20 protein-coding genes are annotated in these 21581 nt (G+C 64.5%); 11 read left to right on the top strand and 9 right to left on the bottom strand.

All coding sequences use genetic code 11. The features are described 5' to 3' along the window. Positions 1-2: 2 nt before the first annotated feature. The 6 genes from metH to ACQKRQ_RS09875 all read right to left on the bottom strand — a co-directional run bounded on the left by metH (position 3) and on the right by ACQKRQ_RS09875 (position 8002). Positions 3-2720: a methionine synthase gene (gene metH, locus ACQKRQ_RS09900; RefSeq protein ID WP_408181152.1), complete on the bottom strand. Its 2718-nt coding sequence runs from the start codon at positions 2718-2720 to the stop codon at positions 3-5. 87 nt (positions 2721-2807) lie between these two features. Continuing rightward, a complete protein-coding gene (locus tag ACQKRQ_RS09895; RefSeq protein ID WP_132376251.1) occupies positions 2808-3878 on the bottom strand; it encodes a homocysteine S-methyltransferase family protein in 1071 nt (356 codons plus the stop codon). Positions 3879-4189: 311 nt separating this feature from the next. Further along, positions 4190-4447 carry a BTH_I0359 family protein gene (locus ACQKRQ_RS09890; RefSeq protein ID WP_007179533.1) on the bottom strand — a complete coding sequence of 86 codons (258 nt, stop codon included), beginning with the start codon at positions 4445-4447 and terminating at the stop codon, positions 4190-4192. A 117-nt stretch (positions 4448-4564) separates the two neighbouring features. Beyond that, positions 4565-5353 carry an alpha/beta fold hydrolase gene (locus ACQKRQ_RS09885; RefSeq protein WP_427476657.1) on the bottom strand — a complete coding sequence of 263 codons (789 nt, stop codon included), beginning with the start codon at positions 5351-5353 and terminating at the stop codon, positions 4565-4567. A 187-nt stretch (positions 5354-5540) separates the two neighbouring features. Further along, positions 5541-6830, bottom strand: coding sequence for a DUF3108 domain-containing protein (locus tag ACQKRQ_RS09880; protein WP_427476655.1), 1290 nt, complete (start codon positions 6828-6830; stop codon positions 5541-5543). A gap of 278 nt (positions 6831-7108) precedes the next feature. Next, positions 7109-8002, bottom strand: a complete 894-nt coding sequence (locus ACQKRQ_RS09875; RefSeq protein ID WP_427476653.1) for an IclR family transcriptional regulator — start codon at positions 8000-8002, stop codon at positions 7109-7111. A 128-nt stretch (positions 8003-8130) separates the two neighbouring features. Here ACQKRQ_RS09875 and ACQKRQ_RS09870 point away from each other — a divergent pair, with 128 nt between their 5' ends. From ACQKRQ_RS09870 to rfaE2, 6 genes are all read left to right on the top strand, one after another. Continuing rightward, positions 8131-9114 carry a fumarylacetoacetate hydrolase family protein gene (locus tag ACQKRQ_RS09870; protein WP_427476650.1) on the top strand — a complete coding sequence of 328 codons (984 nt, stop codon included), beginning with the start codon at positions 8131-8133 and terminating at the stop codon, positions 9112-9114. 254 nt (positions 9115-9368) lie between these two features. Further along, positions 9369-10604, top strand: coding sequence for an ABC transporter substrate-binding protein (locus tag ACQKRQ_RS09865; RefSeq protein ID WP_427476648.1), 1236 nt, complete (start codon positions 9369-9371; stop codon positions 10602-10604). A gap of 48 nt (positions 10605-10652) precedes the next feature. Continuing rightward, on the top strand, positions 10653-11540 hold the full coding sequence (locus ACQKRQ_RS09860) for an enoyl-CoA hydratase/isomerase family protein (protein ID WP_427476646.1): 888 nt from the start codon (positions 10653-10655) through the stop codon (positions 11538-11540). An 82-nt stretch (positions 11541-11622) separates the two neighbouring features. Then, the gene (locus ACQKRQ_RS09855) at positions 11623-12429 is read left to right on the top strand and encodes a PhaM family polyhydroxyalkanoate granule multifunctional regulatory protein (RefSeq protein WP_427476645.1); all 807 of its coding nucleotides are present in this window, start codon (positions 11623-11625) and stop codon (positions 12427-12429) included. Positions 12430-12986: 557 nt separating this feature from the next. Beyond that, positions 12987-13859 (top strand): ferritin-like domain-containing protein, encoded by an 873-nt coding sequence (locus tag ACQKRQ_RS09850; protein ID WP_132376243.1) that lies wholly within the window; start codon positions 12987-12989, stop codon positions 13857-13859. 155 nt (positions 13860-14014) lie between these two features. Beyond that, a complete protein-coding gene (gene rfaE2, locus ACQKRQ_RS09845) occupies positions 14015-14497 on the top strand; it encodes a D-glycero-beta-D-manno-heptose 1-phosphate adenylyltransferase (protein WP_012431554.1) in 483 nt (160 codons plus the stop codon). A gap of 107 nt (positions 14498-14604) precedes the next feature. Here rfaE2 and ACQKRQ_RS09840 read toward each other — a convergent pair whose 3' ends face one another. The 3 genes from ACQKRQ_RS09840 to ACQKRQ_RS09830 are packed head-to-tail and all read right to left on the bottom strand — an operon-like array spanning position 14605 to position 16600. After that, entirely contained in the window at positions 14605-14844 is a 240-nt protein-coding gene (locus ACQKRQ_RS09840) for a hypothetical protein (protein ID WP_132376242.1), read from the bottom strand. A gap of 53 nt (positions 14845-14897) precedes the next feature. Beyond that, the gene (locus tag ACQKRQ_RS09835; protein WP_427476642.1) at positions 14898-15710 is read right to left on the bottom strand and encodes a type III pantothenate kinase; all 813 of its coding nucleotides are present in this window, start codon (positions 15708-15710) and stop codon (positions 14898-14900) included. Then, on the bottom strand, positions 15707-16600 hold the full coding sequence (locus ACQKRQ_RS09830; protein ID WP_427476640.1) for a biotin--[acetyl-CoA-carboxylase] ligase: 894 nt from the start codon (positions 16598-16600) through the stop codon (positions 15707-15709). The genes ACQKRQ_RS09835 and ACQKRQ_RS09830 overlap by 4 nt, the downstream gene beginning before the upstream one ends. Positions 16601-16705: 105 nt before the next feature. On the opposite strand from ACQKRQ_RS09830, the gene ACQKRQ_RS09825 reads away from it, so the two are divergent. The 5 genes from ACQKRQ_RS09825 to ACQKRQ_RS09805 are packed head-to-tail and all read left to right on the top strand — an operon-like array spanning position 16706 to position 21539. Then, positions 16706-17839, top strand: coding sequence for an MlaE family ABC transporter permease (locus tag ACQKRQ_RS09825; RefSeq protein WP_132376239.1), 1134 nt, complete (start codon positions 16706-16708; stop codon positions 17837-17839). Further along, the gene (locus tag ACQKRQ_RS09820) at positions 17836-18714 is read left to right on the top strand and encodes an ABC transporter ATP-binding protein (protein ID WP_132376238.1); all 879 of its coding nucleotides are present in this window, start codon (positions 17836-17838) and stop codon (positions 18712-18714) included. The genes ACQKRQ_RS09825 and ACQKRQ_RS09820 overlap by 4 nt, the downstream gene beginning before the upstream one ends. Positions 18715-18730: 16 nt before the next feature. Beyond that, on the top strand, positions 18731-19693 hold the full coding sequence (locus tag ACQKRQ_RS09815; protein ID WP_132376237.1) for an MlaD family protein: 963 nt from the start codon (positions 18731-18733) through the stop codon (positions 19691-19693). A gap of 30 nt (positions 19694-19723) precedes the next feature. Continuing rightward, a complete protein-coding gene (locus tag ACQKRQ_RS09810; protein WP_408181165.1) occupies positions 19724-20350 on the top strand; it encodes an ABC-type transport auxiliary lipoprotein family protein in 627 nt (208 codons plus the stop codon). 31 nt (positions 20351-20381) lie between these two features. Next, positions 20382-21539 (top strand): VanZ family protein, encoded by a 1158-nt coding sequence (locus ACQKRQ_RS09805; protein ID WP_132376235.1) that lies wholly within the window; start codon positions 20382-20384, stop codon positions 21537-21539. Positions 21540-21581: the final 42 nt, after the last annotated feature.

The following is a 21581-nucleotide window of genomic DNA, read 5'->3' as shown; positions in this document are numbered from 1 at the left end:
GCTTACAGCAAAGGCGCCAAGGCCCGTTCCGCATCCGTTTTCGACAGCGACATGCGCTTTGCGTAGTCTTCCAACTGGTCCTGACCGATCTTGCCGACCGAGAAGTAAGTGCTGTCCGGATGCGCCAGATAGAAGCCGGAGACGCTCGCCGCCGGCAGCATGGCCAGCGATTCGGTCACGCTCATGCCGATATCGGTGGCTTGCAGCACGTCGAACATGTCGCGCTTCACCAAGTGATCCGGGCAGGCCGGATAGCCGGGCGCGGGACGGATGCCGTGGTACTTTTCCGCGATCAGGTCGTCGTTGGACAGGGTTTCGGCGTTCGCGTAGCCCCACAGGTCGCGCCGCACGCGCGCATGCAGCGCTTCGGCGAAGGCTTCGGCGAAACGGTCGGCGAGTGCCTTCAGCATGATCGCGCTGTAGTCGTCGTGGTCCTTTTCGAACTGTTTTTCCTTCACGTCGACACCCAGACCCGCCGTCACCGCGAACATGCCGATGTAGTCGGCCACGCCCGAATCCTTCGGCGCGATGAAGTCGGCAAGCGAGCGGTTCGGCCGCATCACGCCGTCCACCACCGGACGCACGCTCTGCTGGCGCAGATTGCGCCACGTGAGCGCGACTTCCGAGCGCGATTCGTCCGTGTAGATTTCGATGTCGTCGTCGTTCACCGTGTTGGCCGGCAGCAGCGCGATCACGCCGTTCGCTTGCAGCCAGCGACCCTGGATCAGACGCGCGAGCATCGACTTGCCGTCCGAGAATACACGCCGCGCCGATTCGCCGACGATCTCATCGTTCAGGATGGCCGGATACGGGCCGGCCAGGTCCCACGTCTGGAAGAACGGACCCCAGTCGATATAGTTCGCCAGGTCGCTCAGATCGAAGTTCTTGAACACGCGGCGGCCGATGAATTTCGGCTTGACCGGCTGGTAGCTCGCCCAATCGACCTTGGTTTTGTTGGCGCGGGCTTCGGCCAGTGTCACCATCGGCAGCGCTTTCTTGTTGGCGTGCTGATCGCGGATCCGGTCGTAATCGGACTTGAGTTCGTCGAGGTACTTCGCCGCGCCTTCGTCGGACAGCAGGCTCGATGCCACCGAGACCGAGCGCGACGCGTCCGGCACGTAGACCACCGGCCCTTCGTAATGCGGCGCAATCTTCACGGCGGTGTGCACGCGCGAGGTGGTCGCGCCGCCGATCAAAAGCGGTATCTTCTTGATGCGGAAGTAGTCGTCGCGCTGCATTTCCGAGGCGACATACGCCATCTCTTCGAGGCTCGGCGTGATCAGGCCGGAGAGCCCGATGATGTCCGCGCCTTCGACCTTCGCCTTGGCGAGAATGTCGTTGCAGGAAACCATCACGCCCATGTTGACCACTTCGAAGTTATTGCACTGAAGCACCACCGAGACGATGTTCTTGCCGATGTCGTGCACGTCGCCCTTCACCGTGGCGATGACGATCTTGCCCTTCGCGCGCACGTCGGCGCCCGCTTCGGCCATCAGCTTCTTTTCTTCTTCGATGTACGGAATCAGATGCGCGACGGCCTGCTTCATCACGCGCGCCGACTTCACCACTTGCGGCAAGAACATCTTGCCCTGGCCGAACAGGTCGCCGACGATGTTCATGCCGTCCATCAACGGGCCTTCGATCACGTTGATCGGGCGGCCGCCGTCCGCGGCGATCTTCGCGCGGACTTCTTCGGTGTCTTCGACGATGAAGTTGGTGATGCCATGCACGAGCGCGTGCGACAGACGCTTCTCGACCGGCTGGTTGCGCCACTCGAGGTTTTCTTCCTTCTTCGCCGCGCCGGTCTTGAACTTGTCGGCGATTTCGAGCAGCCGGTCGGTGCCGTCTTCACGGCGGTTCAACACGACGTCTTCAACGCGTTCGCGCAACTCCGGATCGAGGTCGGCATACACGCCGAGCTGGCCCGCGTTGACGATGCCCATGTCCATGCCCGCCTGGATCGCGTGATAGAGGAATACGGTGTGGATCGCTTCGCGCACCGGATCATTGCCGCGGAACGAGAACGACACGTTCGACACTCCGCCGCTCACCTTTGCGTATGGCAGATTCTCCTTGATCCAGCGCGTGGCGTTGATGAAGTCGACGGCGTAGTTGTTGTGCTCTTCGATGCCGGTTGCGATCGCGAATATGTTCGGATCGAAGACGATGTCTTCCGGCGGAAAACCGACTTCGTTCACCAGGAAATCATACGAGCGCTTGCAGATCTGCGTCTTGCGCTCGAAGGTATCGGCCTGGCCCTTTTCGTCGAAGGCCATCACCACCGCGGCCGCGCCGTAGCGGCGAATCAGGTTCGCGTGGTGGCGGAACGCTTCTTCGCCTTCCTTCAGCGAGATCGAGTTGACGATCGCCTTGCCTTGCACGCACTTCAGGCCCGCTTCGATCACTTCCCACTTCGACGAGTCGATCATGATCGGCACGCGCGCGATATCCGGTTCCGATGCGATCAGATTCATGAAGCGCACCATCGCCGCTTTCGAATCGAGCATCGCCTCGTCCATGTTGACGTCGATGACCTGCGCGCCGTTTTCGACCTGCTGCCGCGCCACCGCGATCGCGTCGTCGAACTGGTCGTTCAGGATCATTCGCGCGAACGCCTTCGAGCCGGTCACGTTGGTGCGTTCACCGACGTTGATGAAAAGCGTCCCGGACGTGACGTTGAACGGCTCGAGGCCGGAAAGGCGCATGGTGTGATCGGTCATGGCGTATGTGCTCGATTGCTGCGATTAAGTGCGTCGTGTTCGATAGCGGAAGTGCGGCGGCGCCTGCTCGGCGAGGCGCCGCTGGGCTCAGGCTGCGTCGCGGTATTGCGTGGGCCACGCGCGCGGCTTCACTTCGGCCAGCGCCTGCGCAATCGCCGCGATATGCTCCGGCGTCGTGCCACAGCAACCGCCGGCGATATTCACAAGCCCGGCCTGCGCGAATTCCTTCAGTAGACCCGACGTATCCGCGGGCAGTTCGTCGAAGCCCGTATCGCTCATCGGATTCGGCAAGCCGGCGTTCGGATAGCACGACACGTACGTGTCGCAAAGCTTGGCCAATTCGGCGATATACGGACGCATCAAAGCCGCGCCCAACGCGCAATTCAAACCGAACGTGAGCGGCTTCGCATGACGCAGCGAGTTCCAGAACGCTTCAACCGTTTGACCCGACAGAATGCGGCCCGACGCATCGGTGACGGTGCCGGAGATCATGATCGGCAAACGCTCGCCAGTGTCTTCGAACAGTTCGTCGAGAGCAAACAGCGCAGCCTTCGCATTGAGCGTGTCGAAAATGGTCTCGACGAGGAACAGATCCGCGCCGCCGTCGAGCAAAGCCTTGGCCTGGTCGTAGTAGGCCGCGCGTAGTTCGTCGAACGTCACATTGCGCGCGCCCGGATCGTTCACGTCAGGGGAAATGCTCGCGGTCTTCGGCGTCGGTCCGATCGCGCCGGCGACGAAACGCGGCTTGTCGGGCGTCGAAAATTTGTCGCAGGCGGCACGCGCCAGTTTCGCGGATTCGAGATTCATCTCGACGGCGAGCGCTTCCATGCCGTAGTCCGCCTGGGCAACCGTGGTCGCACCGAACGTGTTGGTTTCGATGATGTCCGCGCCCGCCGCCAGATACTGCTCGTGGATCTCGCTGATGATTTGCGGCTGCGTGATCGACAGCAGTTCGTTGTTGCCTTTGATGTCGCGCCCGTAGTCCTTGAAGCGCTCGCCGCGATAGCGGGCTTCGTCGAGCTTGTAGCGCTGGATCATCGTGCCCATTGCGCCGTCCAGGATCAGGATGCGCGACTTGAGCAGCGCGGGCAGCCCCGTGCCGCGCGTGTAGGCGGCGTCGGGACGGACTGGCGTGGCGGTTTGAGCGGGCTGGTTCATGGCGGACGAGGGCTTGCGCCGGCTTTTTCGGGAAACCTGTCATTGTAGCCGCTGCCGGGCAGATCCGCCCGGCGCGGGCGAGGCGCAGTCACCCGGGCTGTCGAGGTGCGCTGCATGGAAAAGAACGTAAAAGCGAACGTTAAAGCAAACGTTAAACCGGCATGGCAAAGAAAACGGCCCAGCGAGGCAAAAGCCTGCTGGGCCGCTTCATATTTGCCGACCGACTTGTAAAAGCCGCCGGGTTACCCGGTTACGGGGCCGGACGGCGCGGTCGATGCATGTCGCCAAAAACGTTAAATCGAACCCTGCCGTTAGTGAAGAATCACCGGTTGATGCATCAGGCTGTCGAACTGGCCGAGGAATTCGTCTACTTCATCCAGCGACGGCTCCTCTTCGATCAGCTTCTGCACGTGCTCGCGAAAACGCGCCGCCATTGCACCGTCGATATAGATCTCACGCTGCATGTTTTTGTCGACGATCTCGTAGCCGCCCGACTTCATGGCCAGCGGGCCTTCCTGCGGCGGAAACTCGACGACACAATAGTTGGGGCTGTTGTAGATCATTTGCATGGCGACACTCCTTATTTCCGTTGGCTCCTGGCCATTCCTGCGCCATAGGTGGAGCGTATGGTTTGGAATTCAAGGGGTGGGTCCGGATTGACGCTTGTAAAGTTCCGAACCTACCGGTTAGACCGGCCTTTCAAGAAACGTTTCAAGCAGTGCAGCAAAACGGTGAGATTGCTCGATGGGCGCGAGATGAGCGGCATCCAGCAGTTCGAAACGTGCGCCTTCGATGGCGTCTGCTATTGCCTGTGTAGAAGCAGGCGGCGTGCCCGTGTCGTGGCGGCCCGCCACGGTCAATGTTGGGCATCGGATTGCTCCCAGCTTACTGCGTACGTCGAAATCGCGCAGGGCTTCGCACGCCATGGCGTAGCCTTCTGACAACGTGTGGGCCAACACGTCGCGGATCTGCTCGACCGCTTCGGGATGCGCGGCCTGAAAATCGGCTGTCAGCCAGCGGCTCAATGTCGCGGGCACGAGCGACGCCATCCCGTCGCGGCGGGCCGCCGCGGCGCGCTGATCCCACGTGGCGCGGGCTTCCGGCGGCGTGCCGGCGCTGCTGTCGGCGATCGTCAAGGAGTCGACGCGCGCGGGATGATCGAGTGTGAATTGCTGGGCGATCATGCCGCCCATCGACATGCCGACCAGATGCGTACTGGGTGCGTCGAGTGCATCGAGCAGCGTGACGAGATCGTGCGACAGATCGGCGATGCTGAAGGGCGCGCCGGATGCGGCGGTCTTGCCGTGGCCGCGCACGTCGTAGCGCAGCACGGTGTAGTCGTCGCGGAAATAGCCTGCGAGCTGGTCCCACACGGACAAATCACCACCGAGCTGATGGATGAATGTCAGCCACGGGCCGCCGCCCTCGTTGCTCAGCACATAGCGCGTCTCGATACCGTTGATGTTCACTTGCATGCGGGCTCCTTTGAAGGGGAACGCAGTGGAAGGGTCCATTCGCGCGCGCTGTGTCCCATCTGTCATGGGCTAATTACCGCTGATCCATATACGCAGCATAGGCGCGAACGGTTGCAGCAGATGGTGCGAGTCAACCTTAATGCGGAAGTTTCGCCGATCTGATGGAGACCTAGTTCGGATTCGTCGCTTAGGGTTTGATGATGCCGGGTGTATTGGCGGGATCGGTCGGATCGACCGGAGATGAGGGCACGGCCTCGGGCGTAACTGCCGATGCGGCCGGCGCTGGCGGGCTGGTCGAAATGTCAGGGGAAGGCGTGCTTGCGTCGCCATTGCTGTTGGGCGGGCTGCCGGCCGTGTCGGCATTGAGCTTGCCGCGCCATACCAGTTCGAATTGCGTGCCGTTAGGTTCCGTCTGAACGATACGCGCGGGCAGCCAGCCGAGCGACGGCGCAAGCCACACGTCGATGCGGCGCAAATCGCCATCACGGCGGGGCAGGCGTTTGAAATGGCGCGTGTCGAGGAAACCTTGGGCCGTGCGGATGGTTTCGTCGCCGATCGTCTCGACCGGCCAGTTTTCGCCGCTATCGTTATCCACCACGAAGAACTGCCGCGTCACCCCCGGCTTGTAGGCGGCCGGGTCGCCGCGCACGAGGCTGGCGAGTTGCATCACCATGCTGAAACGGTCCTGCGCACCGTCGGGCAACGGCAGCGTGGTCGGGGTGCGAGTAAAGGCGATTTTCTTGTCAGTGCGGTTGAAGATCGCGATGTCTTCCGGCCGGCGTCCGCGCTTTTCGACGTACTGGTCCGGCGCGAGGCCGAATGCGTCGATGCGGCCATGGCTCGAATACACGAATGTGCCGACGAAAGGCAGTGGCACGGAGACGACCATTTCGTAGCTTTGCGCGTTGCTGGTCCAGTGGATCGTGCCGGGCTGGTTGCGCACGCCGTTGTAGAACGTGTCGTATTGCAATTCGCCCGATGGCGGGACGGAGAACTTCACGCCGGGCGACGCTTGCGGCGCGCTCGCGGCAGCGGGCGCGCTGGCTGTGCCGGCGGCGCTGGCGGTGGCATTGGGTGCCGCGGTGGGGCCTGCTGCGGCCGGGGCGTTTGCCATGACGTCAGATGCCGCGGCAGGTGCTGCAGGCGCGGCCTGCTTTGCCGGTTGCAAGGCGGTGAGCACATGTTCGCGCGGCTTGCTCGCCGCGGCGTGGCGCGCCGGTGCCGGTTCAGGCGCGGGTGACGCGGCGGCCGGTTTGCGTTCGATGCGTTCGGGCGTCAGCAACGCGACCTGCACGGGAACATGCTCATTGTCCGAGGGGTTGAGCGTCGCGCGATTGCGCTCGACCCATTGCGCGGCGATCCAGTGCAACACGGCCACGACCAGCAGCACCACGATCCAGCGCCACACGCGCAAAGCGGTGCGCGGTCCGCTGGGCGGCGTGCGATCGGAACGGCGGGTGGCGGGAGCGGAGGACATCGGTCAGTGAATGTGTGCGGGCGGAAAAGCTTCGGGATCGACGAGCGGCGCGTGTGAGCGGCGATTATTGCGAAAAAGGCGCCAGGCCTGATGCCTGATGCGTACGAGGCAGGCAGCGAACCGATTCGACCGCACAGCCGCGAGCGATGTTCCGCGCCGATGAAAACACGCGTACGTTCAGTACGCAGAATCACGCATGCAACGCCGTATCGTCGCCTTGCCGACTGGGTTCGCTTCAAGTCTTGCGAACAACAAGCGTCCAACGCGCAACATCACGCCTATTCGTCGCGTGGCGACGCACTATACCCCAGCTCATACGAGAGCTTTTGCGCGCACTCGCGCAACGCCATATCGATCTCGCCGTCCCAGCGAATATCGAACGCGCCTTCATGACCGAGCGCGACGAGGCCGAGCGCGAGTTCGCCGGTCGAATCGAACACCGGCATGCAGAACGCGTGAATGGTCGGCAGCAAAATGCCTTCCACGCGCGCCGCCTGATGCTCCCGCACTTGCGCGAGGATCTGCTCGACTTCGTCGCGCGTGCGCGGGCCGCCCATATGCGTCGAACGGCGCGAGTCGGCCAGTTCGCGTTCGAGCATCGCGGCGGTCTTGCTCGCTGGCAGGTACGCGGCGAACAGCAGCCCGGTGGCGGAACTGAGCAGCGGCATCACATCGCCGAGTTTCAGCGATGCTTTTGCCGGATAGCTCGATTCCATCCAGTGCACCATGGTCGGCCCCTGATTGCCCCACACTGCGATGCCCACCGTGAGATCGAGCCGGTCGCGCAGTTCCGACAGCGCGACGCGCGCGAGCTTGACGCCGTCGACCCGAGCGAGCCGCGCGAGCCCCAATTGCAGCGCGAACCCGCCAAGCTCATAGCGGCCCGACAGCGGGTCTTGCGACACCACACCGAGGCGCAGAAAACTCACGAGATAACGATGCGCCTTCGCCGGGCTCATGCCCGCACGCTGGGCGAGATCGCGCAGCATCATGGCGCGCGGCTCGTGGGTCAGCACGTCGAGCAACTTGAAGCCGACTTCGATCGACTGGATGCCCGAGCGCAGCTTTTCCTCGCCGCTCTCGACGCTGTCGTCGTCGGGTTCGGTCGGGTCGAGCGGTGGAGCGGAGTCGGCGTCGGTACGGATCGCGCCGGAGCGGGCATTTGGAGGCATGAGCGAGGCGCACGCAGCGCATTCAAAAAGTGACACACGGATGACGCAGACTGCGGGCACTTGGGCCGCGCCGATTCACCATCGTAGAATAGATTCCTTCTATCGTCACTAACACGGTTCATTCCTCTATGAAACTTGCCACGCTGAAGGACGGCACGCGCGACGGCCAACTGATCGTCGTGTCCCGCGACCTCCACACCGCGGCTATCGCCGACGCAATCGCGCCCACGTTGCAGCGCGTGCTCGACGACTGGGCCTTCTACGCGCCGCAATTGCACGATCTGTATGACGCGCTCAATCAGGGCCGCGCGCGCAACACGTTCCCGTTCGACGCCAAGGAATGCATGGCGCCGCTGCCGCGCGCGTTTCAATGGGCCGACGGCTCGTCGTATGTGAATCATGTCGAACTGGTGCGGCGCGCGCGCGGCGCGGAAATGCCGCCGGAATTCTGGACCGATCCGCTGATGTACCAAGGCGGCAGCGACGACTTCATCGGGCCGAAAGACGACGTGCTGTGCGCGTCCGAAGCATTCGGTATCGACTTCGAGGCGGAAGTCGCCGTGATCACCTCCGACGTGCCGATGGGCGCCACGCCCGACCAGGCGCTCAGAAGCGTGCGTCTGATCACGCTCGTCAACGACGTCTCGCTGCGCAATCTGATTCCCGCCGAACTCGCGAAGGGCTTCGGCTTTTTCCAGAGCAAGCCGGCCACCTCGTTCGCACCGGTCGCGGTGACGCCCGACGAACTCGGCGAACACTGGCGCGAAGGCCGCGTGCATCGGCCGATGATCGTCCACTGGAACAACAAGAAGGTCGGCCAGCCGGACGCCGGCACCGACATGGTGTTTCACTTCGGCCAGTTGATCGCGCACGCGGCGAAGACGCGCAATCTGCGCGCGGGCGCGATCGTCGGCTCGGGCACGGTGTCGAACAAGGACGCCAAGCGCGGCTACTGCTGTATCGCCGAGAAGCGCTGCCTCGAAACCATCGAGCACGGCGCGCCGCAGACCGAGTTCATGAAGTACGGCGATACGGTGAAGATCGAAATGTTCGACGAAGCGGGCAAGTCGATTTTCGGTTCGATCGACCAGGGCATCGCGCCGCTGGATTGAAGCACCGCTTTTGTGCGGAGTGCGGCGTCCGGGCCGCGTTCCGCAGCGCGCCGCGCCTGATTCGAAAGGGTTTCGCCCGATGCCGCGGCGAGTGCGCGCGGCTACACTGACTGGCGCGACGGCGTGGCCGGGGTGGCCGACTGCGAGTTCATCGCAGGACCGTCGCGAAGCCGCGTGTGAACGGCACGTGAGCAGGGCATGAGCCGGGACATCGGCAGCACATCAAAAACGAAAAACCAACGTGAGGAGACAGCATGCCGCGAATCGAATCTCTTGAACCTGGAACCCGGCGCGCTCGCGCATCCAACCACCTGGGCTTGGCGCCCTCGCGCAATCGGCTTGCGCGCCGCGCCGTTGCGTTATGCGCGGCGCTTGCCGGCGTGTTGCCCGGCATCGCGCTGGCGCAAGTGAAAATCGGCCTCGTGTTGTCGCTCACCGGGCCGGCCGCGTCGCTCGGCATTCCCGCGCGCGATACGGTCGCGCTGCTGCCCAAACAGATCGGCGGTCAGAGCGTCGAATACATCGTGCTCGACGACGCGTCCGACACGACCCAGGCCGTACAGGACACCAAGAAGCTGATCTCCGAAAATCACGTCGATGCGATCATCGGTTCGTCGATCACGCCGAATTCGCTGGCGATGATCGACGTGGTCGCCGAAGCTCAAACGCCGATGATCTCGCTGGCGTCGTCGGCGAAGATCATCGAGCCGGTGGATGCAAAACGCCACTGGGTCTTTAAGACGCCGCAAACCGACGCAATGATGGCGTCGGCGATTGCCGAACATGCGAGCCTGCACGGCGTCAAAACCATCGCCTTCATCGGCCAGGCCGACGCGCTTGGCGAGACCTTCTACGCCGAGGTCGCGAAGTTCGCGCAACTGCATCACATCGAGATGGTGGCGAGCGAGCGCTTCAATCGCACTGATCCGAGCGTGACTGGCCAGGTCCTCAAGATTCTCGCGACGCACCCCGACGCGGTAGTGGTCGGCGCGGCCGGCACGCCCGCCGCGTTGCCGCCGAAGACGCTCAGGGAGCGCGGCTACAAAGGGATGATCTATCACAATCACGGAGTCGGAAATAACGATTTCCTGCGCGTGTGCGGCGCAGACTGCAACGGCACGTTCCTGCCCGCGAGTCCGGTGCTGGTCGCCGCTCAATTGCCGGCGGATCATCCGGCCAAGCGCCTCGCGCTCGACTACATCGCGCGCTTCGAAGCGGTGCGTGGCGCGGGCAGCGTGTCGGCGTTCGGCTCGTACACATGGGACGCCGGCATGCTGCTCAGCAACGCTGTGCCGATCGCGCTGAAAAGCGGCGCGCCGGGCACGCCGGAATTTCGTCGCGCGCTGCGCGATGCGCTCGAGGCGACGCGCGGTCTCGCGGACACCAACGGCGTCGTCAACATGAGCGCCACGGATCACCTCGGGCTCGATCAACGGGCGCGTGTGATGGTCGAAATCAAGAATGCAAAGTGGGTTTATCAGCCGCGTTGAATGAACGCGGCACGGTTCAACCGACACACGATACACGGACTGCTCATCATGTCTCAGGCACCACACCGTAACGACGCGTTTTACGCGCACTACCAGTCGCTCCAGTTGCATCGCCATCCGCACGGCGTGCTCGAAGTCGTGATGAGCGGCGAGGGCGCCAACAAGAGCGCGCTCGCCACCGCCAACGCGCGCATGCACTTCGAACTCGCGGAGATCTGGCGCGACATCGACCGCGATCCCGATACGCGCGTGGCAATCATTCGCGGCGAAGGCAAGGGCTTTTCGGCGGGCGGCGACCTGCAGCTCGTGGAAGACATGGCGACCAATTTCGACGTGCGCGCGCGAGTGTGGCGCGAGGCGCGCGATCTCGTCTACAACGTGATCAATTGCAGCAAGCCGATTGTGTCGGCCATGCACGGACCGGCGGTGGGTGCCGGGCTCGTCGCGGGCCTCCTCGCCGACATCTCGATCGCGACGAAGACGGCGCGCATCATCGACGGGCATACGCGTCTGGGCGTGGCCGCGGGCGATCATGCGGCGATCGTCTGGCCGCTCCTGTGCGGCATGGCGAAAGCCAAGTACTACCTGATGCTGTGCGAGCCGGTGAGCGGCGAGGAGGCGGAGCGCATCGGGCTCGTCTCGCTCGCCGTCGACGAGAACGATTTGTTGCCCAAAGCATTCGAGGTCGCGCAGAAGCTGGCCAACGGCTCGCAAACGGCGATTCGCTGGACCAAGTACGCGTTGAACAACTGGCTGCGCTCGGCGGGACCGGCGTTCGATACGTCGCTCGCGCTGGAATTTATGGGCTTTGCCGGGCCGGACGTGCGCGAAGGCGTGAACTCGCTGCGCGAGCGGCGCGCGCCGGATTTCGGCGGCGCCGACCCGTGGCGCGCACCGCCGTCGGACGGCGGCGCAACAGGCGGCGAGGGCTCCTGAGGCCGCCTGCCGCACGGTATGATCGAAACAGACGCGCGCGGGACGGCGCCCCTTCTTTACTTTACGCAGCGAGGCGACAAGCATGACCGATACTCCTGGCTCCACGCCGCCCTTTCCCGGCTTTCCCGGTTTCCCGCCCGCTGAAATGCTCGAACGCATGTGGGGCATGATGCGGCTGTCGCCGTTCGGCTCGGCTTTTTCCGGCGCGCAGCCGGCCGGCGGCGGCCTCGGACCGTCGCTCTCGATGATGTCCGACATGATGGCGCCGCTCACCAACGTCGAGGAACTCGACAAGCGCATCACCGACATGCGCGCGGTCGAGCAATGGCTCAAGCTGAACCTGAGCATGTTGCAATCCGCGATTCAGGCGCTCGAAGTGCAACGCGCGACGCTCGCGACACTACGCGCGTTCGGCGCTTTCGCGCAGTCGTCGATGGCGCAACCCGCAGAGTCGGCCGCGCCGAGTCCCGCACCGGCGACGGGCTGGCCGCATCCGGCGGCGCCTGCCCCGGCGCCAGCGCCGGCTGCTTCGGCGAGCGCCGCTTCGTCGGCTGAGGAGCCGGCCGGCGGGGAAGAGGAGGCGCCCGGCACGCCGCCCTTCGACGCATCCGCGTGGTGGAATCTGCTGCAATCCCAATTCAACCAGATCGCCCAGTTCGCGATGACGCAACCGCCGAACGCCGGTGCGGGTGCCGAGGCATCTGATTTTGTGCCCGACGATGCGGATGCTTCGGCAGCCGGCGGCGGGACAGCGGCCGACGCGCCGCGGGCGCCGGCACAGGACGCGGAATCCGCGGCCAGGCGACCGGCGGCGAAGCGAACGCCGGTGGCCGCGAAGCGCACGAGCGGCGCGAGCGCCAGCCCGAAAGCCACGAAAAAGTCTATCTAAAGGCGGGAATGAAACGCGGTGGCGTGACGCGGGTGTCGACGCAGCACAGAAAAGGCGAGTTCGCCGTCTGTCATGGTTTTGACCCCGATCGTCCGCCACACTCCGCGAATCGCGCGTTTTCTTGCGCAAGGTCAGCCAGGCACCGGAATTGCGGCTGTTACGGCGCGGGTTCGGCCAGGTCAGCGTGCTATCATTGTGTAAGCTTTATTTTTGGCTTTTGGGCGTGCGCTGAAAACTACCAATCCAGCCGCCCTTGCTCCATTCACCGCCGGCAACACCGGCGCAGGGCTGGACGGTGCGGTTTTCATCGCAAACTGGCTCGACCTCAGGCACAGGGTATCCCTCACCCACGGTTGGCCGCGCAGCGCGTAACGTAGGGGTAGGCGCGCGGGCGCAAATGCCTGGACTTCTTTGCCGTCAGGTGCCTCTAGGCGGCCGATTACCGCGTAAAATTGAATGCTTGGCCGGCAAACGGTGCACATCCGTTCGTCGTGAGCAAAAGTACTACACGTAGTAGTGACAGACACACACAGTATGCGCAGAACAGGGGTGGGACTATGAACACCATGCTTTATCCGGAACTTTATAAATCGCTCGAATCCGTTCGATGGGACATGGAGAAAGACATTCCCTGGGACAAATTCGATGCATCGCTATTGACCGACGAGCAGGCAGCGACGATCAAGATGAACGCGATCACCGAATGGTCGGCGTTGCCCGCCACGGAAATGTTTCTGCGTGACAACCATCACGACAGCGATTTCTCCGCGTTCATGAGCGTGTGGTTCTTCGAAGAACAGAAGCATTCGCTGGTGCTGATGGAATATCTGCGCCGCTTCAAGCCGGAAATGTGTCCGACCGAAGAGGAACTGCACGCCGTGCGCTTCGAATTCGATCCGGCGCCGCCGCTGGAAACGCTGATGCTCCACTTCTGCGGCGAAATCCGCCTGAATCACTGGTATCGCCGTGCCGCCGAATGGCACACCGAGCCGGTCATCAAGCACATCTACGAAACCATTTCGCGCGACGAAGCGCGTCATGGCGGCGCGTACCTGCGCTACATGAAGAAGGCGATGGCGCAAACCGGCGACATCGCGCGTGCCGCGTTTGCGAAGATCGGTGTCCTGATGGCATCGGCTCGCCGCACGGAAAAGCCGCTGCACCCCACCAACTTGCACGTGAACCAGGCACTGTTCCCGCGCGACACGATTCAATCGCGTTTGCCGGATCCGGAATGGCTCGAACGCTGGCTCGACGAACAGATCCGTTTCGACGACGGCTGGGAAAAGAAGGTGGTGGAGCGCATTCTGCACAACCTTTCCATTCTGTTCGAGCGCACGTTCAACACGGCGCAGGAACTGAATCGCTACCGCAAGGAAGTGGTCGCGCGTCTGCAGGCGGATCAGAAGTCGGCTGAACAGCCAGCCTGATGGTCACGAGCAGGTGACTCGGCTTCGCGGCGCCGCGCGCTGCGAACTGGTTTGAAAAAAGAACGGCCTGGCGCACTTATGTGCGCCAGGCCGTTTTGTTTCATGCGGCCCATCGTGTATGGTGACGGCACCTTCCTGTCCTTTCCGATTCCTCCATGGCTGCCATTTTTGAACGCAAGATTCTGACGCGCGACGCACTGGTGACGCTGCGTCCTTCGCTGAACGCGCCGGTGGTGTTTACCAACGGCGTGTTCGATATCCTGCATCGCGGGCATGTGACTTACCTCGCGGATGCGAAGGCTTTGGGCGCTTGCCTGATCGTCGGCGTGAATAGCGATGCGTCGGTTCGTATGCTGGGCAAAGGCGACGATCGGCCTATCAATAACGAGGCTGACCGGATGGCGTTGCTGGCGGCGCTAGAGAGTGTCGACTACGTGGTGTGCTTCGGCGAAAAGACGCCCGTCGAGTTGATTTCGGCGGTGCGGCCGGACGTGCTCGTGAAGGGCGGCGACTACGACATGGATGTGCTGCCCGAGTCGGCCATTGTGCGAAGCTGGGGCGGTAAGGCGTTGGCGATTCCCTTCGAACACGACCGCTCGACTACCGCACTGCTGAAGAAAGTTCGTACGCAGGGCTAAAGGCCAACTGCCGCGCGAGCAACGCACCGACTTCGCGTCTCGCGTCGCCCGCCGCCCGCCGCGAAGTCTGTCCGCTCGTTGCGTGACTGCTCGAGTTACTGCTTGCGTTACTGCGACAGCGCGGACGCCGCGATCGGCGCCACCGGCGCTGGGCCGCCGACAACAGCCTGATCGGCAGCGTCCGACGCCGTGACCGGCTGCACCTTCAACCATTCCTGATGAACCTGGCGATTCAGATGGTTGGGCTCGCGTCCGCCGGCTGTAGGCGTCGGGCCGAATACGCCGCGCACCGCGACGAATGCCAGCATGTTGGCAAGAAACAATATGGCGATCAGCCAGCGCAGCATTGTTGGTTTTCCCCGTCCAGAAGTTGAGCCGCCGTTATCCCTATGGCCGCGATTCAGTTGCCGCGTTCCATGACGCGCTCGGCAGCAATCAGCGCAAGACCGGAGAGCACGAGCGAATCGTGGCGAGTATGCGGCACTTTCAGCGCGCTCGCCACTTCGTCCACGGCGCCGCCGCTGACCAGGAGGCGCACCGGAACCTGCCATTCATCCTGCAGATCGCGCCACATGCGCTCGATCAAGCCCGCTTGCGCCAACGTGCAACCGGCGGATAGCGAGCGCGGCGTGTCCGTCGCGAAGAACGGGCCGCGGCGCGTCGTATCGGGCATGCTGCCGTCGAGCAGGCCGCGCGCGGCTTGGGCGTCGAGCGTCGGCAGTTGCGCCGTGTGCTCGCCGAGCGAGCGCATCATCAAGCTCCACCCCGGCGCGATCAGGCCGCCGACAAAGCAGCCGTCCGCGCGCAATGCTTCGAGCGTGGTCGCCGTGCCGAAAGTCGCAATCAGCAGATGTTCACCGGGAAACGCCGCGTGCGCGCCGATCATGCCGGCCCAGCGGTCGCTGCCGAGTACATCCGGCGTGGTGTAGCTGTTGGTTACGCCGCATTGCCGCGCGCAGGCGCGAATCGTCGTAAGCGGCAGTTGCGGCCAGCGCGCGTCGAGCAATGCGGCAATCCGTGCGGCGACGTTTTCGCCCGCCACATTCGACAACCATGCGCCGCCGGGCGCCGGCAAATCCGACCAGTCCGGCTGATCCGCGCCGCCATGCGTCAGCGCGCCGGCCGCGATCTGGGAGCCGTCCGCCTGCACCAGCGCCCACTTGATGCGGCTATTGCCCGCGTCGATCAACAACCAGAGCGCGCCGCTCGTCATGCGGCACCGTCGGCCAGACGCAGCGAGACGTCGCCGGTCGCCACGGTCTCGCGGCCGGTCGGCGTGTCGAGCAGCAACTGGCCGCGCTCGTCGACGCCCGCCGCCACGCCGCGCATCTGTTCTTCGCCTTGTTCCAGCAACACCACTTCGCGGCCCGCGTAGGCGTGCACCGCGTTCCAGCGCGCCTGGAACGGCGCGAAGCCTTCAGCGCCGAAGCGCTGCAAGGCCGGTTCGAGCGCGTTCAACTCGGCGGCGAGCGTGTCGGTTAGGTTGGCGTTGGGCAGCGCGCGCTGCAGCGCGGTCGGCGCGGTGCCGCGCGCCTGCGGCGGCACGCCGGCGTTCAGCGCGCCGACCTTGGCCGCGAGTTCGTCCGCGCCCTTGACGTTGGTGCCGATGCCGATCACCACCGCGCTGGCGTTGTCGGTGCTCCACGCGGTCTCGATCAGGATGCCTGCCAGCTTGTCGCCTTCGAGCAGGACGTCGTTCGGCCACTTCAGCGCGATCTGGCCGGGGCCGGCGACGGGCAGCGAGCGCAGCCCGTCGACCAGCGCGACGCCCACCGCGAGACTCAGGCCCGCGAGCCCCTCGAGCGGACACGGCAGCACGCACGCCACCGAAAACAGCAGCGCATTGCCCGGCTCCGCATACCACGGACGGCCACGGCGGCCACGCCCGGCGGTTTGCAGATACGCGACCCGCACGATCGGCCGCGGCAGCGCGCCGGCCTTGCGCGGCAGCGCTTTGACGCGTGCCATCAGGTCGGCGTTGGTCGAGCCGGTTTCCTCGACGATTTCGATCGGCCAGTCATGCGCGTGCGGGCCGAACAGGGCGACTGCGCGCTCGCGATCGATGCGCCAGTCTGCTTGAGGGGGAGTCTTGGAAGCGTTCATGGTTCATATTGTAGCGACAGCGAACCCGGTAAGCCCGCGCGCACGGTTCCTGCGCCGCGCCTTCGTTACAATGGCCGCTAATCCGATAACCAGATTCAACGATCCTTGAACTACGACACTCCGCCCGGCCTCGAAGTCGCGGCAGGCAGCCAAGGCAAGATCGTCCGGCTCTCGGGCCAGTGGACGGCGCTCGCGCTCGCGCGCGACAAGGCCACCGGGCACGTAATCCCTCTATTGCGGTCGCTGGTCGGCGCCGAAGGCATCGGTCAATGGGACCTGTCGCGTATCGACCGGATGGACCACGTCGGCGGCCAGGCGCTGTGGCGCGTGTGGGGCCACAAGATGCCGCCGGACACCACGCTCACCGACACGCAACGCGACATTTTCGAGCGCATCGCCCTGCTGGACACCGTGCGCGAAACCGCCGAGCCGGTGATCAAGTTCGATCCGTTCACGCGGCTGGGACTCGCGATCTTCTCGTTCTTCGAGCATCTGTATGGCGGCGTGGCCATGCTCGGGCGCGTCGTGCTCGATCTGTTGGCGATCGCGCGCAAACCGAAAATCACGCCGTGGACCGAGATCTCCGCGAACATCTATAACGCCGGCACCAAAGCCATGCCGATCACCGCGCTGGTCGCGTTTCTGATCGGCATCGTGCTCAGCTATCTGTCGGCGCAGCAACTGCGGCTGTTTGGCGCGAACCAGTACATCGTCAATATTCTTGGCCTTTCGGTGATCCGCGAACTCGGGCCCGTGCTCGCGGCGATTCTGGTGGCAGGCCGCTCGGGCTCGGCGATCACCGCGCAGATCGGCGTGATGCGCGTGACCGAGGAACTCGACGCGATGCGCGTGATGGGCATCCCGCACGGCCTGCGGCTGATCCTCCCGCGCGTGGTCGCGCTCGGCGTGGCCATGCCGCTGCTCGTGATGTGGACTAACATCATTGCGCTGGCGGGCGGCGCGCTCGCCGCCAAGATCGCGCTCGGCATCGACATGAACTACTTCGCGCGGGCGTTGCCGAGCGTGGTGCCGGTCGCGAATCTGTGGATCGGCTTGGGTAAGGGCGTCGCGTTCGGTATGCTGATCGCGATCGTCGGCTGTCATTTCGGTTTCCGTATCAAGGCCAATTCGCAGAGTCTTGGCGAGGGCACGACGACCTCGGTGGTGACCTCGATTACCATCGTGATTCTCGCGGACGCCGTGTTCGCGATTCTCTTCCAGAACGTGGGGCTCGGATGATCGCGCCACTCACTCAGGCCGTGCGCGGCCAGCCGATGCCCTCGATCGCCGAGCCGGTGATCGAAGTGATCGACGTGACCAAGCGCTACGGCCGCAACATCGTGCACCAGCATCTGAACCTGGACGTGCGGCGCGGCGAGATCGTGTCGATCGTCGGCGGCTCGGGTTCCGGCAAGACCACGCTGGTGCGGCAGATTCTCGGTCTCGAGCGTCCTTCGTCGGGCACCATCAAGCTGTTCGGCGAGAATCTCGCGACCATTTCGCCGGAAACCGCGCTGCTGATGCGCAGCCGCTCCGGCATGCTGTTTCAGCGCGGCGCGCTATTCTCGTCGCTGTCGGTGTTCGACAACATCGCGCAGCCGGTGCGCGAACTCGGCAAGGTGCCCGAAGATCTGTTGCGCGACATTGTGATGCTCAAGCTCGAGATGGTCGGTCTGCCGTGCAAGCACGCGTCGAAAATGCCGTCGGCGCTGTCGGGCGGCATGATCAAACGCGTGGGCATTGCGCGGGCGATCGCGCTCGAACCCGAGTTGCTGTTTCTCGACGAACCGACCGCCGGGCTCGATCCGCAGGCGTCGGATGAATTCGTCGAGCTGATCTCCGCGCTGCATCGCGCGCTCGGCCTGACGGTGGTGATGGTCACGCACGATCTCGACACGATGATCGCGCTGTCCACCCGCGTCGCCGTGCTGGCCGATCGCAAGGTGCTGGTCGCCGCGCCGGTGGAGGAGGCCGCGGGGGTCGATCATCCGTTCATCCGCGAATATTTCCTCGGCCTGCGCGGACGCCGCGCGTTGCAGGCGCTGCCGCCGGAGCGCCGCGCGAGGCTGCCGCGGGCGGCGCTCGAGCCGGCATCGTCCGAATTGCCGCTGTGAACCAGGGAACCTGACAATGGAAAACAAATCACATGCCTTCTGGGCCGGGCTCTTCACGATCGTTCTGCTGGTGGCCATTGCGCTGGCGGCATTTTTGTTCAACGTCGACCGTGCCGTGCGGGTGCCGTACGATCTGATTGCGCGCACCAACGTGACGGGCCTGTTTACCGACGCAGCGGTGCGTTATCGCGGGCTCGACGTCGGCAAGGTGCAGTCGATCAAATTCGACCCGGCTCACCCGGGGCAGATTCTGATCCGCATCCTTGTCGATACGCACGCGCCGATTACCCATTCGACGTTCGGCAGCCTGGGTTTCCAGGGCGTGACGGGTATTGCCTTCATCCAGCTGGATGACAATGGGCGCGACCCGTCGCCGCTGCCGTCGTCGGCCAAACAGGTGGCGCAGTTGCCGATGCGCCCCGGCTTGCTCGATCAACTGCAGCAACGCGGCGACGTGTTGCTGCGCAAACTCGAAAAAGTCGCGGACGACGTCGACAATTTGCTGTCGCCGGAAATGGCCGACCAGTTGCAAGGCACGGCCGCAAGCCTGCAGAAAGCCGCCGACGGCGTGGCCACGCTGAGCCAGAAAATGACGCCGGCCGCCGGCATGCTGCCCGACACGATCAAACAGTTGGATCGCACGCTGGTGTCGACCAATCAGCTGATCACCGGCCTGAACCAGCCGAACGGCCCGTTCGAGACCAACCTGAACAAGGTCGGCACGGCCGCGCAGCAGGCCGGCGACGCACTGGTGTCGATCAATGGCGTCGTGCAGGAACTGTCGGCGCGAGTCGGCTACGACACCTTGCCGCGCGTCAACTCGCTCGCGGAAGACGTGCGCTCCGCGGCCCGCTCGGTGGACCGCGCCGCCGATACGTTCAGCACCAGCCCGCGCAGCGTCCTGTTCGGCGCGCCGGGTGCGGCGCCCGGCCCCGGTGAAGCAGGCTTCAAGTGGCCCGCCGCCCGCGCTGCTCAATGATTTTGAAGGTTTGAAGAAAGGAAGATTGTCATGTCACGTTCGATTCACCGATTCTTGTCCTCGCGCGCCGCGTTGGCGGTGCTGCTCGCATTCGGCGTGCTCGCCGCGGGCTGCGCGGGTACGCCCGCAGCGCTCTCGGACATCCGCTACGACTTCGGGCCGCCGAGTCCGGCAGCGTCAGCGGGCACGTCGCCGGCTGTGAAGGTGCTCGACGTGAGCGCGCCCGACGTGCTCGAGTCGGACAAGCTGATTTACCGCCTGAGCTACGCCGACGCACAGCAGACGGCCGCGTACGCGAACAGCCACTGGACCATGACGCCTTCGCAGTTGCTGACCCAGCGTCTGCGTGGCGCGCTCAGTTCGCGCGGCACCGTGCTGACGGGCGCCGACGGCGTCGCCGCGCCGGTGCTGAAGGTCGATCTGAGCGAGTTCGAACAGGTCTTCGACAGCCAGTCCCAAAGTCACGCCGCGGTCACCGCGCGCGCCACTCTGACGCAGAACGGTAAGGTGCTCAGCCAGCGCACGTTCATCGCGCGCGCACCGTCCAGTTCGGCGGACGCCGCCGGCGGCGCGCAAGCGCTCGCCACCGCCAGCGACGATCTGGTCGCGCAAATCGGCGCATGGCTCGGCGTGCAGGCGCTGGTCGCCGCGCAATGACCGGCTTGCAGCGCACACAGAGGAGCGCTGCATGAGCGTAAAACCCTGGGCGCGCCGTCCGTCGGTGCTCGCCCGGCAGGCGCTGGTGCTGTATACCGCGTTGATCGTCTACGGTTCGTGGTATCCGTTTACGGGCTGGCGTTCGCTCGGGCTCGGCCCGTTTGCCTACCTGTCCGATCCCATGCCGCAGTACCTGACGGCGTTCGACGTCGTCACCAACGTGCTCGGCTATATGCCGTTCGGCGCGCTCGTGGTGCTCGCGGTCTATCCGCGCTGGCGCGGCACGCTGGCGGTCGCGTTCGCCTTCGTGCTCGGCGGGTTGCTGTCCGGCGTGATGGAAGCCGTGCAAACCTATCTGCCCACGCGTGTCGCCTCCAACCTCGATCTCGCCGCCAATGCGCTCGGCGCGTTGCTCGGCGCGGCGATCATGTCGCCGGCGACGGGCGCGCTGCTCGATCGTGGCTTGCTGCGGCGCGTGCGGCTTCTGTGGTTCGAGCGCGACCGAGCGGCGCTCGCGTGCCTGGTGCTGGCCTGGCCGTTCGCGACGATGTATCCGGCGCCGCGTCTGTTCGGTCTCGGCAACTGGCCGCGCGCGCTCTGGCTGCGTTTCGATTCGACGACGCAAGATGCCTTGCTCGCGTGGACGCCACCGGGCTGGCACGTCGGTACATGGCCGGCGCTCGCCGCCGCCTGGATGCCTGACGACGTGTGGGAAGCCGTGATCACCACGCTCAACCTGTTCGCCGCGCTCGCGCTGGCGTCGTTGCCGGTGCGCCGCCATGCGCCGCGCGTGCGCCTGTTGCTGCTGTTTATCGTGATGACCTTGTGCGTAAAGGTGGGCGCGACGTTTCTGCAGTCGCAGTCCGGTCTCGCGTTCGACTGGGCGACGCCCGGCGCGTTGGCGGGCCTTGTGTGCGGTACCGGCGCGGCACTCTTCACGTTGCGTCTGCGGCGCAGATCGCGCGCGGCGCTGGCGGGCGCGGCGCTGACGGTTGCGCTGGTGTTCGTCAATCTGCTGCCGGTGAATCCGTATTTCGATGCCGTGCTGGCCGACTGGCGGCAAGGGCGTTATCTGCACTTCAACGGTCTGGCGCACTGGCTCGCGTGGATCTGGCCTTATGCCGCACTCGTGTGGCTCGCCTATATCGTCGAGCAGGCATGGCTCAAACGGCGCATGAAGCACACGTGAAGCGCGCACTCGGAGCGTGGGGCAAGCGTGGACAGCATCAGC

The organism is Paraburkholderia sp. NPDC080076 (assembly GCF_050281145.1).
Classification (GTDB): domain Bacteria; phylum Pseudomonadota; class Gammaproteobacteria; order Burkholderiales; family Burkholderiaceae; genus Paraburkholderia.
Note: the sequence above shows the minus strand (reverse complement) of the source record. Positions and strands in the feature narration are given on the sequence as shown.

Coding starts and splice junctions, on each gene's coding strand:
- metH (WP_408181152.1), bottom strand. CDS start 2,720: ATGACCGATCACACCATGCGCCTTTCCGGCCTCGAGCCGTTCAACGTC.
- ACQKRQ_RS09895 (WP_132376251.1), bottom strand. CDS start 3,878: ATGAACCAGCCCGCTCAAACCGCCACGCCAGTCCGTCCCGACGCCGCC.
- ACQKRQ_RS09890 (WP_007179533.1), bottom strand. CDS start 4,447: ATGCAAATGATCTACAACAGCCCCAACTATTGTGTCGTCGAGTTTCCG.
- ACQKRQ_RS09885 (WP_427476657.1), bottom strand. CDS start 5,353: ATGCAAGTGAACATCAACGGTATCGAGACGCGCTATGTGCTGAGCAAC.
- ACQKRQ_RS09880 (WP_427476655.1), bottom strand. CDS start 6,830: ATGTCCTCCGCTCCCGCCACCCGCCGTTCCGATCGCACGCCGCCCAGC.
- ACQKRQ_RS09875 (WP_427476653.1), bottom strand. CDS start 8,002: ATGCCTCCAAATGCCCGCTCCGGCGCGATCCGTACCGACGCCGACTCC.
- ACQKRQ_RS09870 (WP_427476650.1), top strand. CDS start 8,131: ATGAAACTTGCCACGCTGAAGGACGGCACGCGCGACGGCCAACTGATC.
- ACQKRQ_RS09865 (WP_427476648.1), top strand. CDS start 9,369: ATGCCGCGAATCGAATCTCTTGAACCTGGAACCCGGCGCGCTCGCGCA.
- ACQKRQ_RS09860 (WP_427476646.1), top strand. CDS start 10,653: ATGTCTCAGGCACCACACCGTAACGACGCGTTTTACGCGCACTACCAG.
- ACQKRQ_RS09855 (WP_427476645.1), top strand. CDS start 11,623: ATGACCGATACTCCTGGCTCCACGCCGCCCTTTCCCGGCTTTCCCGGT.
- ACQKRQ_RS09850 (WP_132376243.1), top strand. CDS start 12,987: ATGAACACCATGCTTTATCCGGAACTTTATAAATCGCTCGAATCCGTT.
- rfaE2 (WP_012431554.1), top strand. CDS start 14,015: ATGGCTGCCATTTTTGAACGCAAGATTCTGACGCGCGACGCACTGGTG.
- ACQKRQ_RS09840 (WP_132376242.1), bottom strand. CDS start 14,844: ATGCTGCGCTGGCTGATCGCCATATTGTTTCTTGCCAACATGCTGGCA.
- ACQKRQ_RS09835 (WP_427476642.1), bottom strand. CDS start 15,710: ATGACGAGCGGCGCGCTCTGGTTGTTGATCGACGCGGGCAATAGCCGC.
- ACQKRQ_RS09830 (WP_427476640.1), bottom strand. CDS start 16,600: ATGAACGCTTCCAAGACTCCCCCTCAAGCAGACTGGCGCATCGATCGC.
- ACQKRQ_RS09820 (WP_132376238.1), top strand. CDS start 17,836: ATGATCGCGCCACTCACTCAGGCCGTGCGCGGCCAGCCGATGCCCTCG.
- ACQKRQ_RS09815 (WP_132376237.1), top strand. CDS start 18,731: ATGGAAAACAAATCACATGCCTTCTGGGCCGGGCTCTTCACGATCGTT.
- ACQKRQ_RS09810 (WP_408181165.1), top strand. CDS start 19,724: ATGTCACGTTCGATTCACCGATTCTTGTCCTCGCGCGCCGCGTTGGCG.
- ACQKRQ_RS09805 (WP_132376235.1), top strand. CDS start 20,382: ATGAGCGTAAAACCCTGGGCGCGCCGTCCGTCGGTGCTCGCCCGGCAG.